The following is a 15,886-nucleotide window of genomic DNA, read 5'->3' on the forward strand; positions in this document are numbered from 1 at the left end:
CTCCAGACCGCTTTGCGGCAGATTGATCAGAGGTTTCGGCGTGTCGCTCATCCGAGGGGCAAGGCGTTCGGTCAGGCAGGCTTGAGCGCATGCACGAAATATTGAGCCCCCACAGGAATCCCGCTCAAGTAGCGTTCCAGGGGCCGCAATCTTGCGAACAGGCGCGGAAAAAAAATCCGGTAGACGATATCGGCCCTGGAGAAGCCTGCTGCGGCCACTCGCGCTCGCATGTCGCGGCCGTTGATCAGAACCGCGTTCTCGTCGAAGGCACAGCTTCGGACGGCGTGCGTCGTCAGAGGATTCCAGGGATTGTGCTCGAACAGAAAGAAGCTGCCGCCGTCAGCCAGCACGCGCTCGATCTCCTTGATCAGACCGACATGGAGGTTTTCAGGGATGTGATGGAACACACAGGCGGCGAAGACGAGATCGAAACTGCCGTCTGCAAAAGGGATCGTTTCGCCGTCGAAATGCCTGAAACGAGCCTGGCCGGGAAAGCGCTTGTGGGCGATGTCGAGCGACTGTGAGGACGGGTCGAGCAAGGTGATTTCGCTGTCGGGAAACGCAGCCCGCATCGGTCCCAGCGAATTGCCGACGCCGGCGCCAAAGTCGAGTACCCGCCGCGGTTTCACGCCGGAACGAGCAAGTCGTGCCGCGACGTCGTCGATCTTGTACTGCGCAAAGAAATCCGGCGTTTCGCCGCTCAGCCGGATGCTTGCGGCGTGCTGCTGCTGATATTCCTGCGCGAACTGGTCAAACTCGGCCTGAAGCACGCGCGGCTCCCTTCGTCATTTCCCGAGCCAGTTCCTGCAGTTGATTGACGTGCAGCTTCGCGGCGGCGGGATCGTGGGCAGCGATCTCGTTGACGAGATAGAGAGGCCGTCGCTTGGTCTCCATATACATGCGCCCGAGATACTCGCCGAAAATCCCGAGGACCAGAAGCTGGACACTGCCAAGGATCAGGATGATAGCGGCTAGGCTGGTCCAGCCGGGCAAGACGCTGCCGGCAAACCATGAGAACAGCGTGTAGCCGAGCGCGGCAAGTCCGAGCAAACCGAAGATCATGCCGAGATGCGAGGCAAACCGCAGTGGCACGATCGAGAAGCTGGTCATCGCGTCCATTGCCAGAAGCACCATCTTCTTCAGGGGATAGTGCGTGGAGCCGGCGAAGCGCTGGTGCCGTTCATAGGGAAAGGCCACCTGTTTCAAACCGATCCAACTCACCATGCCGCGAATGAAGCGGTAGCGCTCGGGCATCGCATTGAGATGATCGAGCGCACGGCGGCTCATCAGGCGAAAGTCCCCGGAATCGAGCGCCATGTCGACATCGACCATCCTGCGCAGCAGACGGTAGAACACGGCCGCCGTCGCGCGCTTGAACCAGCCTTCGCCTTGCCGCTTCAGCCGCTGGCCATAGACGACGTCGAAACCCTCATCCATCTTTGCCATCATGGCTTCGAGTAATTCCGGCGGGTCCTGAAGGTCGGCATCGAGAATGAGAATGCGCTGGCCGCGGCAAAACTCCAGGCCGGCGCTGAGCGCAATCTGGTGGCCGTAGTTGCGGGCAAGATCCAATCCGACGACGTGGCTGTCCTGTCTGGCGAGCTCGAAAATGGCCTCTCGCGTACCGTCGGTCGCTCCATCGACGACCAGGACGATCTCGTAGGAATGCCCCGCTTGTTCACGGCAAGCGGCTGTGACGCGCCGGTAAAGCTCGGCGATCCCCCCGATTTCGTTGTAGCACGGCACGACAACAGACAGCGCAATGGCTCGTCGCGTGTCGATTTTCTCTGTTTGCGCCAAAAGCCCAGCTCCCGTTATTAGAACGGGAATAGGCCGAATTTGTTAGAAAACCGATAAAACCGCTCAGCTCAGCTCGGCCGGCGCCGTCAGACCGTGGCGGCGCACGACGTCGTAAGCGGCCGCTCCGCCAAATCGGTGGCTCAGCCTTCGGCCTTGAAGTTCTTCGCTTCCTTCTCGACCTTAGCGCTATCCTTGCCATGCTTGCGCATCAGATCTTTCGCTTGGTTGGGCGAAACATCGGTGGTTTCGGCGAGGCGCAGGGCTTCCTTGTCGTCCGGTTCGCGTTTCTTCCGATCGGCCATTGCGGCCCTCTTGCCAGCCATCACAACGCCTTTATGCTCTGTGCGATTTCGTTCAGCACCTTGCGGTCGGTGCCGTGGCGCTTGATCAGCGTGCGAGCCTGCTCGGGAGTGATGCCGGCTTCCTCGGCGAAATGCCTCACCTCATAGTCTTCATCGCCCGCCACTTGCGAGCGATCGCGGTTGTCGGTCTTGGTCTTGTCGTCGGCCATGGCAGTTCTCCTCGTCTCGACCCTGGAGCATAACGACGGAAATTTCGTGAGGTTCCTTAGCGCCGGCCTTCGCGCACAAACAGATGGGCTTCCTTAGCCGCGGCCGTGAATGCCCGCCGCGCACTGCCAACTGCCCGACGCTGCTCCATCGCATCCATCATGGCTTTCAAGGCTGCGCGATATTTCGGCCCGCGATTTTCGTCTGGCCATGTGTCGACCAGAAGCGTGGCCGCCTGGACCGTCCTCGTCACAGAGACGGGCCGTCCGGTCGGTGCGCTCTCGATCGTCACGGGAACGTCGAATTGTTCATCACGCATTGACGCCACTCCTCAACTCCAGCGAGAGGAACGGCGCAGCGGGGTATTCGTTCCAGAGACGTTGAGCGAGCCCCTCTCGATGACATCGGGTGGCGCTCGCACTTTTTGGTCTGGCCCATTCCGAAGGTCAGGGATCCAGGCAGAATTGGGCAGAACTAGGCAGCCAGATCGCTTGGGATCTTGCCGCCATTTTCGGCAAGCTTTTTCATCAATGCACCGTGCAGCCACACATTCATGGTTGCAGAGTCGCTCATGTCGCCGGTGTAGTTCAGATCGCGAGCAAGCTCCTTGCGGGCGGCGAGGCTGCTGTCGATATCGAGGGCCTTCATCAGGTCGACGATCGAGCTCTTCCAGTTGAGCTTTTGCCCCTTGGCGGCAACCGCCTTGTTGAGAATGGCGGCGACATCGGGGGCTGTGGAACTTGCGCCCGGCGCGGATGGTGCCGCGGCAGCGGTCGTGTCAACCACCGGCCCGGATCCGGTAATCACCGTCGGGGTCACTTCGGGGGCGGTGATCGAAGCAGACGGCGACGCAGGTGCGGCAGCGGGCAGCTCAGCTGCAACCGCGCTGCCAAAAATCGCGCCCTTGATCTTGTCGAAAATGCCCATTGTTGTCTCCTGCTGTTGTTTCCCACGCCCAAATTGACGCGCGGTGCGACCGCTGCTCATGCTGCAATGAACGCCCTGGTTGTACCGGAACACGAAGATTACGTAAGGGCAACTTCAAACTGGCTAGAAGGTAAAGGCTTGGTTGCGTTGTGAAATCGGCCGGATGACTGGCGGCGAAAGTGTACGGGCGTCATTGCGACCCGACGGGCCGTCACGTGTAACAGGCGAGGGGCGCTGTTTCGAAGCCTGCCGCGTAACCAGACCAGTCCAGGCAATCAAGCCGAAGGCCGGGGCTTTTGGGTGACATGCATCAGCGGGACCGGTGGTCGAACACGACCCCCATGGTCCTACCAATTGCGGTCATGACGATAAGCTCGACCAGTTGGTCGTCGCTGTCGTCACAAGCTGGGCCTGCCCGGCGGATGGCTTCTATTGCGGCTCTGGTCGATATGGTGTCGCCGGCGCGGAATTTTGAAAGCGCAGATGAAACAAGCTCCTCGGCCGTCAAGTCAACGACAGGCACTCTCGAAACGATGTTCATCGGCCTCCTCCGCCATGAACCCTCTCCCACGAAAATGATACGCCAAACGGCAGTTTGCGCCAGCGAAATAGTGGTCCGACCAGAGGCCAATCGGGCCGGCACAGGTGCCCCTCGTGGAGGTCAACGCGACGCGGCCGATTTCGCTTTTTCTCGGCTCCTCGCAGCCGGCTTGATCCTGATGCGCACCGCTCCACCCTCGGGACGATCGATCTCAAAGGCATTGGTCTTGCGCACGAGATCGCTCAGCTTGCGGAAGCCGAAGGTTCTCGGATCGAAGTCCGATGCGAGATTGGCGAGTTGATTGCCTACAATGCCGAGCGGCACCCAGCCGTCCTCGGTTTCCATCTGTGAAATGACCCTGGTGATGATCGGCGTCGCGGCGCTGGGTGGTTGCAGAGATTTCGTCGGCGCCGCGTCCTGAGCGTTGGCTGGCGCAGTCGGAAGCAGGTTCTCGGTGTATACGAACCGGCGGCATGCCTGCCGAAAACTCTCCGGTGTCTTGTGCTCGCCAAATCCATAAACGTCGACCCCGTGCTCCCTGATACGAGCGGCAAGTCGGGTGAAATCGCTGTCGGACGACACCAGGCAAAAGCCTTCGAACCGCCCGCTGTGGAGAAGGTCCATTGCGTCGATGACGAGCGTGATGTCGGATGCGTTCTTGCCGGTGGTGTAAGCGAATTGCTGCTGCGGGATGATCGCGTGCTTCGACAGCACATCGGCCCATGCTTTCGAACGGGTGCTGGAGAAATCGCCATAGATGCGACGAACGCTTGCCTCGCCGATCTTTGCGATTTCCTCGAACAACCCGTCGGCGATCTTGGCCGAGGCATTGTCTGCGTCGATCAGCACTGCAAGCCGTGGAGAGCGTGGTTCGGTTGGCAAGGTGACCCCCTTTTGGCTTCGCACCAGATGACATATGGTGCAGCGGCAATATCCGACACGTCTTTATCAGGATTCCCGAGGCAGGGCTTCCGTCGAGGTCCCTGCAACGTCGTTGTCAAGCCGGGGGTAGTCGGGGTAAGGGGCTCGCTCAATCATTTTATCGCATGGAGCATCGGCATGGGAGCCGCAAAGTCGTCGGACAGGTAAGCCGCAACAACTCGCTTTGTTGTTGCGGCGCTCTGTCGAACTTACTCCAGCCGATCGCTGACAAGCAGACGCCGCCGGATTTCTCTTATTCGAGCGGATAATTGTCATGACCATCACACGCCCCGTATGGGGCCATTCGCTGTCGGCTTCCTTGCTGCTGATGGCACCTTTTGACGTTCTCGCCTCTCTGGCGATGGATATCTATCTTCCTGTCGTTCCGGCGATGCCCGCAATGCTGAGCACGAGCCCACTCGTGATCCAGCTGACGCTGAGCCTCTACATGGTGATGCTTGGCGTGGGGCAGGTCGTGTTCGGGCCGATCTCGGACCGTATCGGGCGGCGCCCGGCGCTGCTCGCCGGAGCCGTGCTTTTTGCTGCCGCTTCGCTGGGTGTGGCCTCATCGTCGACTGCCACGCACTTTCTCGGTTTTCGTTTGCTGCAGGCCTTCGGCGCCTCGGCGGCGCTGGTGGCAACTTTCGCCACGGTTCGGGACGTCTATGCCGATCGCCCGGAAGGCGTCGTCATCTATGGCCTGTTCAGTTCGATGCTGGCCTTCGTGCCGGCGCTCGGCCCCGTCGCGGGAGCGCTGATTGCAGACAATTTCGGGTGGCGGGCGATCTTCATCGTTCTGGCGGCGCTGTCTGCACCAGCCATACTGAACGCCGCGTTCAGATGGCACGAAACCCGGCCCGAAGGCCAAGCCGGCGTCCGCCGGTCGGTGCTGCCGATCTTCGCCAGCCTGTCGTTCTGGACCTATACATTGGCGTTCAGTGCGGCCATGGGCACCTTCTTCGTGTTTTTCTCGACGGCGCCGCGTGTCCTCATCGATCGGGCCGGTTATTCGGAGTTCCGGTTCAGTCTCGCCTTTGCGACCGTTGCGGTTGTCATGATCGTAGTAACCCGCTTCGCAAAAGCCCTTGTCGTCCGCTGGGGGATTGCCGGAAGCGTAGTGCGCGGCATGATCTTGCTGCTGTGCGGCGCGGTTCTTCTCGGTCTCGGCCAGGTTTTCAGCTCACCGTCCTTCGGCAGTTTCATCGTGCCGATGTGGGTGATGGCGGCCGGCATCGTCCTTACCGCATCGGTCACGGCCAATGGCGCCCTTGCTGAATTCGACGACATCGCCGGATCGGCCGTCGCATTCTATTTCTGCATTCAGAGCCTTATCGTGGGCGCTGCCGGAACGTTGGCGGTGACGATGTTGAATGGGGATAGCGCATGGCCGCTGATCGGCTATGCAGCCACGATGGCGGTGCTGGTGTCGATCGGGCTGGCGCTGCTCCAGTCGCGCGCCCACCGCTTCCAAAAGCGGTGAGATCTGCCGGGCGGTATTTTATGCCGCCCGGTATCTCAATCATGCGTCAGTCTCTGTTCGCAATCGAAACGCCGAGTATCACCGGCCACTACTTCTTCCGGTACAAGATCATGCCGGCGTGGTGCAGTACGCCGTCAATAAATTCGCCATCGGCTGTGAAGCCGGTGTCATCCCAGTAGTCGATGTGATTTCCTCGGATCTCATATCGTCCCTGGTATGCGCTCTCGCGGTTTCCGCGCGCTTCGTCATAGCGACCGTTTGGAAGCAAGTTGTGGCGGATATGGCCATCGGCCGTGACCCACATCCCGACATAGGGATGGCTTTCCGAAACCTGGGTAGCTGTGTTTTGCTTGATATTCATCTGGGTGAGACCTTTCTGTACCGGTAGGACGGCCGCGCTAGCGAGAAGCACGGCAGCGGCAAGTATTGGAACCTGTTTCATGGGACAGCGCCTCAGGGTTGTTTGGCGGAAGCGGCGCGACGCTCGGCGAACAGCTCCGAGAGCGCTTGCGATGCTTTTATCGCGCGGGGGAATCCGGCCGGAACCGTCACCATGTAGATGATTTCCTTCAGCTCACCCTCCGACACGCCGATATTCAACGCATAGCCGGCATGAATCTTCATGAATGCGGCCTCACCCATGGCTGCGAAAACCGCGACGGCGGCGAGTTGGCGTGTGCGGTTGTCGAGCCCCGGACGGGACCAGACGTCGCCGAGCGCATAGCCCTGGGTTGCTGTAGCCAGGAACGGAAACTCCTGTCTCATGCGTTCCAGCGTAGGCTGCGGAGCGCCATTGTTCAGGCTCCTGACGACGGCATCGCCGCGTTGCAGCCGCTCTTCCATCGTCTGCGATTTGACGGCTTGGGGGACCGCGCCGAGCAGGAACGCGACGGCGATCGCGAAGTACGAGTTGCGAAAACGAAAACCCATTGTTGCCTCCTTAGGTGTTGGCTGTCGGGCGGATGACGATCTCGTTCACGTCGACATCCTCCGGCTGTTCGATGGCGAAGCGCACGGCACGGCCGATCGCGTCGGGCTGCAGCGCGATGGCGCGATAAGTCTTCATCGCTTCCACTGCCACCGGATCGGTGATCGTGTCGGCAAGCTCGCTCTCGACCACGCCGGGATGGATGCAGGTGACGCGGATGTTGTCGTGCTCCTGCCGCAAGCCATCGGAGATCGCCCGGACCGCATATTTGGTTGCGCAATAGACGGCGGCTGTCGGCGACACCGAAAGCGCGCCGATCGAGGCAATGTTGACGACGTGGCCGGAGCCTCGGGCCGTCATCTCCGGCAGCACCGCGGCGATGCCGTAGAGAACGCCCTTGATGTTGACGTCGACCATTCGGTCCCACTCGTCGATCTTCATCGAGACCATCAGCGACAACGGCATGACGCCGGCATTGTTGACGATCACGTCGACGCGTCCCCAGGCCTGGCGCGCCGCCTCGGCAAAGGCGGCGACATCGGCGCGGTCGGTCACATCGAGGCGGCGCGTCATTGCCTCCCCGCCTTTTGCCCTGATCTCTTCCGCGAGCGTGTCCAGCCGATCGGTACGGCGCGCACCGAGCATGACTTTTGCTCCGGCGGCACCCAGCTCCCGGCCGATGGCGGCGCCAATGCCGCTCGAAGCCCCGGTGATGAGCACGACTTTGTTGAGGGACATGTTTCGTCTCCGTCTGGTTGATCTTGTTTGATTGATCTTTGCGAACCGCGATGCAGCAGTTGCCACGAAGATGGATCTGTTTCACTGTTGCGATAAGGCGACCATTCCTTCACAGCGTGGAAAGTGTAGCTAACCAATGCAACCGGATCTCAATGCGCTTGCTGTGTTTGCCCTCATCGCCGAGGAGCGGAGCTTTCGCGCGGCCGCGGACCGCATGGGCGTCACCCGCTCGGCGGTGAGCCAGGCGATGAAGCGGCTGGAAGAGACGCTCGGTATTGCGCTTGTCCGGCGCACGACGCGAAGCGTCAGCCTAACCGAGGCTGGCGAACGCCTCTACGCCGAGATAGCGCCGGCCATTGCCGACATGCACGCGGCAGTGGAGACCACCGGGGACCTGCGGGGGCGTCCACGCGGGCAGTTGCGCCTCGCCGTCTCGTCCATCGCCGAGCGCTTTCTCTCAGGGCCGTTCCTGGCGACCTTTGCCGAAGCCAATCCGGAGGTTCAGATCGACATCACCGTAACGGACGAGGAATTCGATATCGTCGCCGAGGGATACGATGCCGGCGTCAGGCTCGGCGAAGTGATCGAGCAGGACATGATCGCGGTGTCTGTCGCCGGCGATGAGCGGCAGCTGGCCGTCTGCGCGCCGGCCTATCGCGATCGGTTTGGGGCGCCTTCGCATCCGAGGGAGCTTGCGGGCCATCGCTGCATTGGCTGGCGCCGCGCACCGAAAGTCGCGCCCTATCGTTGGGAATTCGCCGAGAACGTTAAGGAGTTCAGCGTCGCCGTTGCGCCTGAGATCACGACCAACGACATGGCGTTGATGATAAAGCTCGCCATCGCCGGCGCCGGCATCACCTTCGGCATGGAAGAGAGCTTTCGGCCGTCGATCGATCGGGGCGAGCTGGTGCCGGTTCTCGAGGATTATTGCCCGCGCTTTGCCGGCTTCTATCTTTATTATCCGAGCCGCCGCAACGTAGCCCCGAAGCTGCGCGCCCTAATCGATCACCTACGGCGTCTTGGTTAGTGCTTTTTAGGCGCGGGAGGCCAGATCGGTGCGTGCATCGGCATCTCGATGTTGCAATTATATTAGCATGAGCGCATCTTTTCATAAGCCGGCGCAAGCCGGTCAGGCCCGGTGGCCGGCCGGTCACCCCCAATAGGCTGCCGGGCCGCCGGCAACCCCAAAGCGCGCGCTTCTGGTGGAGGACACGGCCCGATCGGTTTGCAGCCCGATCTGCGGTAGGTACGAAGCCCGTTGCCCCCGAGACAGTAATTAGTAAATGTTAATTCTGGCGAGGTGCCGAGCGCGTCGTCATGGCCAAGCGTGCCAGCAACGCCGTGATCAGCCAAAGCAACTAAAGGGCGGTTTGGCCGTTCTGGTCAGCCGCATTAGCGGCGGAGCATCCGAAGAAATGACCACGCCGCAAATCCTGTCGTTCGCCATTATCTTCGTGATGATGGCAGCGTTCGTATCGGGTCGTTATCGATATGATCTGGTCGCAGCCGCGGCACTTTTGCTTGCGCTTGCGGTTGGTATTGTGCCTTTTGACGAAGCCTTTAGCGGATTCAGCGACGATATCGTGATCATTGTCGGCAGCGCCTTGCTGGTGAGCGCCGGCATAGCACGCTCGGGCATCATGGAAGTCGCCATCAAGCGCTTTGTTCCGAACGTATCGGGAGTTCGGTCGCAACTGGCGCTGCTGGTGATCGTGGTCACGATCCTATCTGCCTTTGTAAAGAATATCGGTGCGCTCGCTATCATGATCCCGATCGCCTTCCAGTTCGCGCGCCGGTCAAGCGTTTCACCCTCGATATTCCTGATGCCTATGGCGTTCGGGTCTCTGCTCGGTGGGCTCATGACGCAGGTGGGAACATCTCCCAATATCGTTGTGTCGCGTGTGCGGGAGGAACTGACCGGCACCGCCTTCACAATGTTCGACTTTACGCCTGTTGGAGCCGCCCTGGCCGCCGCCGGAACCATCTTCCTGATGTCTTTCTACTGGCTGTTACCGGTGCGCGAAAAGCTAGGCGGGTCGCTGAATGAAGCCATCGACATCAAGAATTACCTGACCGAGGCTCGAATTGTCAGCGATTCCACGGTGCTCGGCAAAACCGTCGCAGACCTCATGAAGCTTTCCGGCGGCGATGCTATCGTGACGTCGATCCTGCGCAATCGGACGATGCGGATGACGCCGCTGCCCGACGTTGTCCTCAAGGCGAACGACATTCTGCTGCTCGAGGGCGACCCAGAGGCGCTGGATCGCCTTGTCTCCCAGGGCAAACTCAGCGTTACGGGCGACAGGGTCGGTGGTGACGACACGACCAGCGAGATGATCGCTATCGAAGCCGTAATCGGTGAAAGCTCCCCTTTGATCGGCTGGACAGCCCAGCGCCTTGCCCTTTACGACCGCTTCAATGTCAACCTCCTGGCTGTCAGCCGCCACGGCGAGCGCCTTGACCGCAGGCTGGCCGAAATCCAGCTAAGGCTCGGCGACGTCGTCGTGCTACAGGGCAATGCTGCGGCGATACCCGAGATTCTGCGTGAACTCGGCTGCCTGCCGCTCGCAGAAAGGGCTATCCTGCTTGGTAGCGTCCGCAAGGGTATCGCGCCGGTAACGATCTTGGCGCTCGCCATGGCGGCGACTGCATTCGGGCTGCTCCCGGTCTCCGTGGCTTTCTTTGCGGCCGCGGTCGGGATGGTGCTTTTCAAGGTCATCCCGATCCGGGAGGTCTACCAATCGCTGGACGGTCCAATCCTACTCATGCTCGCCGTTCTCATTCCTGTGAGCGATTCGCTGCGCACTACAGGGGCGACAGGAGTGATTGCCGGCGAGCTTGCCAAACTGGGGACTATTCTGCCGGCGCCCGGCGCCCTGATGCTCATCCTTGTCGCCGCGATGGCCGTTACGCCATTCCTCAACAATGCCGCCACCGTTCTCGTCATGGCGCCTATCGCCGCCGAATTTGCCGGCGATCTCGGCTACAGGCCGGAGGCGTTCCTGATGGCAGTCGCCATTGGTGCTGGCTGCGATTTTCTCACCCCGATAGGCCACCAGTGCAACACGCTCGTCATGGGCCCCGGCGGCTACCGTTTCAGCGATTATCCACGTCTGGGACTGCCGCTGTCGTTCCTCGTCGTCATTGTCGCTGTGCCGATGCTTATGGTCGTATGGCCAATGAACTAGGTCGTGAACCCATAAATCAGGAATGACCGAGATCGGGCGGATTTCGATCAGGCAGCTTCGAGAAACATCCGGCAGAAGAAGGCGGTCAGACGACATGCGTAATGTCATCATCTGATCCTCCGCCGACCTGCGGTCCGGGCTGTCGAGGGTTTGCTCGGCAATTCGGCCAGAAGCGCTTCGCTGCTCATCGGCACGCAGACGCTTCATCTGTTCGGCCGATGCGCCGGGGAGCGGAGATTGAAAATCTGCTTTAGTTCTGGACCACCTCGTGCTGACGGTGGCCTCCAGATTTCGGATGAAGGGCTGACCTATATTGTTGCGCGCAGGCTCATATCCAATCGCGGCAAGGACTGCTTTTCTTGCTGCGTTGGCCGGCGTTCTCCTGCTCGCTCTTTTTCCGGAGTGGCTCCTGCAGGATTTGGGCGTGACCTTCACGCATCATGGCAAGCTCACCCACGCCGCCGCATTCGCCGTTTTGGCGGCCTTGGGAAGTCTCGGCTGGTCGCAACACAAGGCAAAGCTGATTGTCCTCCTCGCTTTTTCGGGCGTAGCGATTGAGGTTGTTCAGGGTGCGCAACTGATAGGGCGCGGCCCTGATGTATTCGATTGGATTGCCGACTGTGCTGGCATGGCCGGTGGGATCACAATCGCAAGCTGGACAAAGTGGCTCGCTGGAGGCCCGTCAGCGTAAGAGCCGCCGCGGCCAGTGTGGCAAGCACGATTTTCCGTTTCATTTGAAGCCCCCAATGCCCATGGCAAACATGCGCCGAGGGTGAAAGGAAGTCCATCCCTTGATGGTCTCCGGAATATATTCCTATAAGCAGGAATGTCCGGTTATCGCAGCTACGAACAGATATCGGTTCTGCCGCAAATCGGGAGCGGGGGCGGAACGGAAGCTATGTGGGCAGCGGCTCAGGCGGCAATGATTTCGAACTGCTCGGCGATTGAGGGATGTGGATAGTAGGCAATCTCGCCTGTCGTTTGCGCATCATGTGAACCATCTCGAGGTATTTGCTCTTGCGAATGCGGACTGGTTTTGGTGAGCGTCGCGATCGGTGGCGCGGGCGTCGCGTGCCGCAGCGGATGGCCGACGTTCGCGATCACCGCGAGCGTTTCATCCTGGAGCTTCACGCTGTCGTAGACCTGCGGCGCCTGGCTGATGGTCGTGCGGCAGATCGCCAGGTCGAGCCGGCCGGCGTCGAGCTGGGCCAGCAGGGCGGCGCTGGTGTCCTCGACGATCTCGACGGACAAGTCGGCCTGCCGCGCAACGAGCGCGGAGATGGCATCGGTGAGCAGCGGCACCGCGCCCATGATGACGCCGGCCGCCACCCGCCCGCCCTGGCCACGCATGATTCCGACGATCTCGTCGCGCAGGTGCGCGAGATCCGTCTGGATCAGGCGCGCATAGCGGATCACGCAATGGCCGACGGCATTGGGCTCCAGGCCCCGGTTGGTGCGAACGAACAGCGGCGTGCCGAAGGTCGTCTCGATTTCCTGCAATGCCTTGCTCGCACCCGGTTGCGTCAACGCGACCTGCTGCGAGGCCTTCAGGAGCGAGCCGTGCTCGCCCAGCGCGACCAGGAGCCGCAGCTGTTTCAGGTGGAGCCTGGAAACGATCGAGTGGAGCGGTGGGGTCATGCCTGGGTTGAGTAAACGTTATACCGAGATCACATCTTCTCAGTTGTCGCGCGAGCGAATGCTGCAATACTCCGGTCGGCCAAGTCTCTACGGCGATCACGATTAATGAGTTTTGCTGTTCAGGCCCAGATCCACACAATCCCGAATGCGCTGGCCCGAATGCGCTGGTCTAAAAATATCAGGAGGAGAACGTAATGACAGTCAGCCGACGCTCATTGTTGAAGGCCGGTGCCGGAATCGCCGCCGCAGGGGTGGCCAGCAGCATTTTTCAGCCGAGCATTGCCAATGCTGCGGACACGCATGTAGCCGATGTCGTCGTTTTGGGTTGCGGCTCGGCGGGCCTCGCCGCCGCAGTCGCCGCCGCAGAGGCAGGCGCGTCGGTTATTGTCCTTGAGGCGCAACCGCACATTGGGGGACGTGGCATCGTCAGCTCAGGCAACATTACCCTGGGAGGCGGAACCGCTGCGCAGATGGCGGCCGGCATCGTGGACTCGCCAGATCTCCTGTTTCGCGATCTTACCGATTGGTCCATCGTCCAGGCGAACGGCTTTCCGAGCTACCGCTATAACGATCGCGAGCTCATCCGGGCCTTTGCCGACATCAACGTCACCATTTACGACTTTCTGGTCCGCCATGGCGTCAGGTGGACGAGAAGCACGCCCGACAACGTCGGCGCCAATGAATCCGGCAACTCGGTGCAGCGCATGATGCACACGGCGATCATGGACTGGCCCTCGGTCCGGACCGGCTTGCAGGTACCCGCGTCACAACGGCTGACGACGTCTCAAGGGCCCGGCTTCATATATCCGCTGGAGGCCGCAGCAAAAGCGCGTGGCGTGAAGATCCTGCTGAGTCACCGTTTGGTGTCGCTGCACCGGACGCAACAGGGCGTGACCGGGGTCAAAGCCACTCATCAAGGCCGCACCGTTAGCATTCAGGCACGCAAGGGTGTAGTGATCGCGACCGGCGGCTCGAGCGGCAATGTGGAATTCCGCCGAATGTACGACCCGCGGCTCACCGCGGAGTACTGCGGCGTCGCTGGCGAGCCCTATTCCAAGCAGGACGCCAGCGGCATACTCGCAGGGCTGAATGTCGGCGCGTCCCTCGCGGGCACGTACAACCAGACCGGAGAGTTCGGCACTAACATCACCAAACCAAGCGCCATCGGAACGCGGTACAACTACTCATTCCTGCAGTGGCAGCCCACTAGCGTTGTCTTCCACCTTGCGAAAGCTACGGGACTAAGCAACGTCAACTTCCAGAACATTATCCATGTAAACATGATCGGGAAGCGGTTCTTCGACGAAACGGCAGGTCAATTCGGGACGAACAGCGCTGGCTCGGTCAACCCCTACACTCCCAACAGCTGGCTGAACGCCAAGAACATCACATACAACCCACAAAACTGGATCAACGCCGCTATGGCTGGAATCGGAGACGGCCACAACGGCGGTGGCCCGATCTGGGCCATCTTCGATGCAGATGCCGTGGCCCGCCAGAGATGGAATGTGGCGCCCCCCAATGTCGATCCTGACGGATTCTTCTTCCAGGCAAACTCGCTGGAGGAACTCGCAGCGAAGATCGTCATGCCGTATCAGCGGGTTCCCATGCCGGCAAGCAACCTGGTCGAGACGGTGGCGCGGTACAACAGCTTTGTTGACGCGGGTGCCGACGCCGACTTCGGCAAACCGACACCCCGATACAAGATCCAAACGGCGCCCTTCTATGCCGCCTGGTCGACGCCGGTGCTCCACGACACCCGGTCCGGCCTGCGCATCAACGCCGCGAGCCAGGTCATCGACTTTGCCGGTCAGGTAATTCCCGGCCTCTACGCCGCCGGCGAATCTGCCGGCGGGTTCAGTCAGCACGGGAACGGTCGAGCTCTCAGTCAGGGCTACATCGCAGGAAAGCACGCAGTCCTCCGTTCGTCTTAGCAGGACTACGGCTCTCAACAATAGTCCCGCCAGGCCTCTCGGTCCGGCGGGACTATCTGTTTCTCGGACCCGAGGCCAGTGATTCCAGCACCGGCGGCATGGGGCCGGCCATCAGCGTCGCCCAATCACACGGTCCTGATTGCGCTGACCGGCGCGGTCGCGCCGACCTGATGCTCAGGACTGGCGATGGACCAATTCGTCGATCAGCAGTTTGGCGGCGGGCGGGACCCACGCCCCCTTGCGGGTGACGAGCTCATAGGGCTCGCTTCGCGACGCCAGGGCCAGCGGCAGGATGCGCGTCATCTGCCGGTGCGCGAAGAACTGCGCGACTTCGATCGACACCAGGGCCACGAAGGACGGGTTGGCCTGCAGCAGCGCCAGCGTCGCAAAAGCGGAGGTCGTCTCGAGCAGGTGCTGCGGGAACCGGATCCCGCAATCGCGGTATTCGCGTTCGAGCAAGAGCCGCATCGGCATGTTCGCGCGGTATACCACCCATCGGTATGGCGCCAGCTCCTGCAGGGTGAGCTTCTTCGCGTGCCGCAGCGGATGGCCGACGTTCGCGATCACCGCGAGCGTTTCATCCTGGAGCTTCACGCTGTCGTAGACCTGCGGCGCCTGGCTGATGGTCGTGCGGCAGATCGCCAGGTCGAGCCGGCCGGCGTCGAGCTGGGCCAGCAGGGCGGCGCTGGTGTCCTCGACGATCTCGACGGACAAGTCGGCCTGCCGCGCAACGAGCGCGGAGATGGCATCGGTGAGCAGCGGCACCGCGCCCATGATGACGCCGGCCGCCACCCGCCCGCCCTGGCCACGCATGATTCCGACGATCTCGTCGCGCAGGTGCGCGAGATCCGTCTGGATCAGGCGCGCATAGCGGATCACGCAATGGCCGACGGCATTGGGCTCCAGGCCCCGGTTGGTGCGAACGAACAGCGGCGTGCCGAAGGTCGTCTCGATTTCCTGCAATGCCTTGCTCGCACCCGGTTGCGTCAACGCGACCTGCTGCGAGGCCTTCAGGAGCGAGCCGTGCTCGCCCAGCGCGACCAGGAGCCGCAGCTGTTTCAGGTGGAGCCTGGAAATGATCGAGTGGAGCGGTGGGGTCATGCCTGGGTTGCGTAAATGTTATGCCGAGATCACAGCGACCGCAAGGATTTCAAATTGAAGCGGCGGGGGAATTCGCCGCGTTTTTCCATCTCGTAGACAGTGCTGTCGGCGAGTGGCACGATGAGCCGGAGTTCATGCCGCCTGATCGTGCGTGGCAGTCCGGTCAACACGGTTTTGGCGC

18 protein-coding genes and 1 pseudogene are annotated in these 15,886 nt (G+C 61.2%); 5 read left to right on the forward strand and 14 right to left on the reverse strand.

Going from position 1 to position 15,886, the window contains the following annotated elements; genetic code table 11:
* Window positions 1-71: 71 nt before the first annotated feature.
* From ABID19_RS27925 to ABID19_RS27960, 8 genes are all read right to left on the reverse strand, one after another.
* The gene (locus tag ABID19_RS27925) at window positions 72-770 is read right to left on the reverse strand and encodes a class I SAM-dependent methyltransferase (protein ID WP_354494117.1); all 699 of its coding nucleotides are present in this window, start codon (window positions 768-770) and stop codon (window positions 72-74) included.
* Window positions 751-1,800 carry a glycosyltransferase family 2 protein gene (locus tag ABID19_RS27930; protein WP_354494118.1) on the reverse strand — a complete coding sequence of 350 codons (1,050 nt, stop codon included), beginning with the start codon at window positions 1,798-1,800 and terminating at the stop codon, window positions 751-753. The genes ABID19_RS27925 and ABID19_RS27930 overlap by 20 nt, the downstream gene beginning before the upstream one ends.
* Window positions 1,801-1,940: 140 nt before the next feature.
* Complete coding sequence (locus ABID19_RS27935) at window positions 1,941-2,102, reverse strand: hypothetical protein (RefSeq protein ID WP_084646720.1); 162 nt, start codon at window positions 2,100-2,102, stop codon at window positions 1,941-1,943.
* Between the two features lie 20 nt (window positions 2,103-2,122).
* Entirely contained in the window at window positions 2,123-2,311 is a 189-nt protein-coding gene (locus ABID19_RS27940; RefSeq protein ID WP_354494119.1) for a DUF3606 domain-containing protein, read from the reverse strand.
* Between the two features lie 56 nt (window positions 2,312-2,367).
* Window positions 2,368-2,628, reverse strand: coding sequence for a DUF982 domain-containing protein (locus tag ABID19_RS27945; RefSeq protein ID WP_354494120.1), 261 nt, complete (start codon window positions 2,626-2,628; stop codon window positions 2,368-2,370).
* Between the two features lie 155 nt (window positions 2,629-2,783).
* Window positions 2,784-3,236: a DUF3597 domain-containing protein gene (locus ABID19_RS27950; RefSeq protein WP_354494121.1), complete on the reverse strand. Its 453-nt coding sequence runs from the start codon at window positions 3,234-3,236 to the stop codon at window positions 2,784-2,786.
* 310 nt (window positions 3,237-3,546) lie between these two features.
* Window positions 3,547-3,777, reverse strand: a complete 231-nt coding sequence (locus tag ABID19_RS27955; protein WP_354494122.1) for a hypothetical protein — start codon at window positions 3,775-3,777, stop codon at window positions 3,547-3,549.
* Between the two features lie 120 nt (window positions 3,778-3,897).
* On the reverse strand, window positions 3,898-4,659 hold the full coding sequence (locus ABID19_RS27960; RefSeq protein ID WP_354494123.1) for an NYN domain-containing protein: 762 nt from the start codon (window positions 4,657-4,659) through the stop codon (window positions 3,898-3,900).
* A 313-nt stretch (window positions 4,660-4,972) separates the two neighbouring features.
* Here ABID19_RS27960 and cml point away from each other — a divergent pair, with 313 nt between their 5' ends.
* Window positions 4,973-6,178 (forward strand): CmlA/FloR family chloramphenicol efflux MFS transporter, encoded by a 1,206-nt coding sequence (gene cml / locus ABID19_RS27965; RefSeq protein WP_354494124.1) that lies wholly within the window; start codon window positions 4,973-4,975, stop codon window positions 6,176-6,178.
* Window positions 6,179-6,266: 88 nt separating this feature from the next.
* On the opposite strand, the gene ABID19_RS27970 is transcribed toward cml, so the two are convergent.
* The 3 genes from ABID19_RS27970 to ABID19_RS27980 form a co-directional block, all read right to left on the reverse strand.
* The gene (locus ABID19_RS27970; RefSeq protein ID WP_354494161.1) at window positions 6,267-6,539 is read right to left on the reverse strand and encodes an Atu4866 domain-containing protein; all 273 of its coding nucleotides are present in this window, start codon (window positions 6,537-6,539) and stop codon (window positions 6,267-6,269) included.
* 92 nt (window positions 6,540-6,631) lie between these two features.
* Window positions 6,632-7,108: a carboxymuconolactone decarboxylase family protein gene (locus ABID19_RS27975; RefSeq protein WP_435528779.1), complete on the reverse strand. Its 477-nt coding sequence runs from the start codon at window positions 7,106-7,108 to the stop codon at window positions 6,632-6,634.
* Between the two features lie 10 nt (window positions 7,109-7,118).
* The gene (locus tag ABID19_RS27980) at window positions 7,119-7,844 is read right to left on the reverse strand and encodes an SDR family oxidoreductase (protein WP_354494125.1); all 726 of its coding nucleotides are present in this window, start codon (window positions 7,842-7,844) and stop codon (window positions 7,119-7,121) included.
* Between the two features lie 136 nt (window positions 7,845-7,980).
* Between ABID19_RS27980 and ABID19_RS27985 the strand changes: the two genes are divergently transcribed.
* The 3 genes from ABID19_RS27985 to ABID19_RS27995 all read left to right on the forward strand — a co-directional run bounded on the left by ABID19_RS27985 (window position 7,981) and on the right by ABID19_RS27995 (window position 11,723).
* Window positions 7,981-8,871 carry a LysR family transcriptional regulator gene (locus tag ABID19_RS27985; protein ID WP_354494126.1) on the forward strand — a complete coding sequence of 297 codons (891 nt, stop codon included), beginning with the start codon at window positions 7,981-7,983 and terminating at the stop codon, window positions 8,869-8,871.
* Between the two features lie 388 nt (window positions 8,872-9,259).
* Window positions 9,260-11,032, forward strand: a complete 1,773-nt coding sequence (locus tag ABID19_RS27990; RefSeq protein ID WP_354494127.1) for an SLC13 family permease — start codon at window positions 9,260-9,262, stop codon at window positions 11,030-11,032.
* A 424-nt stretch (window positions 11,033-11,456) separates the two neighbouring features.
* Window positions 11,457-11,723, forward strand: a complete 267-nt coding sequence (locus ABID19_RS27995) for a VanZ family protein (protein WP_354494128.1) — start codon at window positions 11,457-11,459, stop codon at window positions 11,721-11,723.
* A gap of 221 nt (window positions 11,724-11,944) precedes the next feature.
* On the opposite strand, the gene ABID19_RS28000 is transcribed toward ABID19_RS27995, so the two are convergent.
* The gene (locus ABID19_RS28000) at window positions 11,945-12,670 is read right to left on the reverse strand and encodes a LysR family transcriptional regulator (protein WP_354494129.1); all 726 of its coding nucleotides are present in this window, start codon (window positions 12,668-12,670) and stop codon (window positions 11,945-11,947) included.
* 194 nt (window positions 12,671-12,864) lie between these two features.
* On the opposite strand from ABID19_RS28000, the gene ABID19_RS28005 reads away from it, so the two are divergent.
* Window positions 12,865-14,604, forward strand: a complete 1,740-nt coding sequence (locus ABID19_RS28005) for an FAD-dependent oxidoreductase (protein ID WP_354494130.1) — start codon at window positions 12,865-12,867, stop codon at window positions 14,602-14,604.
* Window positions 14,605-14,778: 174 nt separating this feature from the next.
* Here ABID19_RS28005 and ABID19_RS28010 read toward each other — a convergent pair whose 3' ends face one another.
* Both ABID19_RS28010 and ABID19_RS28015 read right to left on the reverse strand, forming a co-directional pair.
* Window positions 14,779-15,705 (reverse strand): LysR family transcriptional regulator, encoded by a 927-nt coding sequence (locus ABID19_RS28010; protein WP_354494131.1) that lies wholly within the window; start codon window positions 15,703-15,705, stop codon window positions 14,779-14,781.
* Between the two features lie 50 nt (window positions 15,706-15,755).
* A pseudogene (locus ABID19_RS28015) lies at window positions 15,756-15,875 on the reverse strand (helix-turn-helix transcriptional regulator); the annotation flags it as partial.
* Between the last annotated feature and the right edge of the window lie 11 nt (window positions 15,876-15,886).

It is taken from the genome of Mesorhizobium robiniae, from assembly GCF_040545535.1.
Classification (GTDB): domain Bacteria; phylum Pseudomonadota; class Alphaproteobacteria; order Rhizobiales; family Rhizobiaceae; genus Mesorhizobium; species Mesorhizobium robiniae.

What these genes read in the sequence shown, in the direction of transcription:
- cml (WP_354494124.1), top strand. Translation starts at nt 4,973, where the DNA reads ATGACCATCACACGCCCCGTATGGGGCCATTCGCTGTCGGCTTCCTTG.
- ABID19_RS28010 (WP_354494131.1), bottom strand. Translation starts at nt 15,705, where the DNA reads ATGACCCCACCGCTCCACTCGATCATTTCCAGGCTCCACCTGAAACAG.
- ABID19_RS27940 (WP_354494119.1), bottom strand. Translation starts at nt 2,311, where the DNA reads ATGGCCGACGACAAGACCAAGACCGACAACCGCGATCGCTCGCAAGTG.
- ABID19_RS27945 (WP_354494120.1), bottom strand. Translation starts at nt 2,628, where the DNA reads ATGCGTGATGAACAATTCGACGTTCCCGTGACGATCGAGAGCGCACCG.
- ABID19_RS27980 (WP_354494125.1), bottom strand. Translation starts at nt 7,844, where the DNA reads ATGTCCCTCAACAAAGTCGTGCTCATCACCGGGGCTTCGAGCGGCATT.
- ABID19_RS27935 (WP_084646720.1), bottom strand. Translation starts at nt 2,102, where the DNA reads ATGGCCGATCGGAAGAAACGCGAACCGGACGACAAGGAAGCCCTGCGC.
- ABID19_RS27955 (WP_354494122.1), bottom strand. Translation starts at nt 3,777, where the DNA reads ATGAACATCGTTTCGAGAGTGCCTGTCGTTGACTTGACGGCCGAGGAG.
- ABID19_RS27975 (WP_435528779.1), bottom strand. Translation starts at nt 7,108, where the DNA reads ATGGGTTTTCGTTTTCGCAACTCGTACTTCGCGATCGCCGTCGCGTTC.
- ABID19_RS27985 (WP_354494126.1), top strand. Translation starts at nt 7,981, where the DNA reads ATGCAACCGGATCTCAATGCGCTTGCTGTGTTTGCCCTCATCGCCGAG.
- ABID19_RS27950 (WP_354494121.1), bottom strand. Translation starts at nt 3,236, where the DNA reads ATGGGCATTTTCGACAAGATCAAGGGCGCGATTTTTGGCAGCGCGGTT.
- ABID19_RS28005 (WP_354494130.1), top strand. Translation starts at nt 12,865, where the DNA reads ATGACAGTCAGCCGACGCTCATTGTTGAAGGCCGGTGCCGGAATCGCC.
- ABID19_RS27970 (WP_354494161.1), bottom strand. Translation starts at nt 6,539, where the DNA reads ATGAATATCAAGCAAAACACAGCTACCCAGGTTTCGGAAAGCCATCCC.
- ABID19_RS28000 (WP_354494129.1), bottom strand. Translation starts at nt 12,670, where the DNA reads ATGACCCCACCGCTCCACTCGATCGTTTCCAGGCTCCACCTGAAACAG.
- ABID19_RS27990 (WP_354494127.1), top strand. Translation starts at nt 9,260, where the DNA reads ATGACCACGCCGCAAATCCTGTCGTTCGCCATTATCTTCGTGATGATG.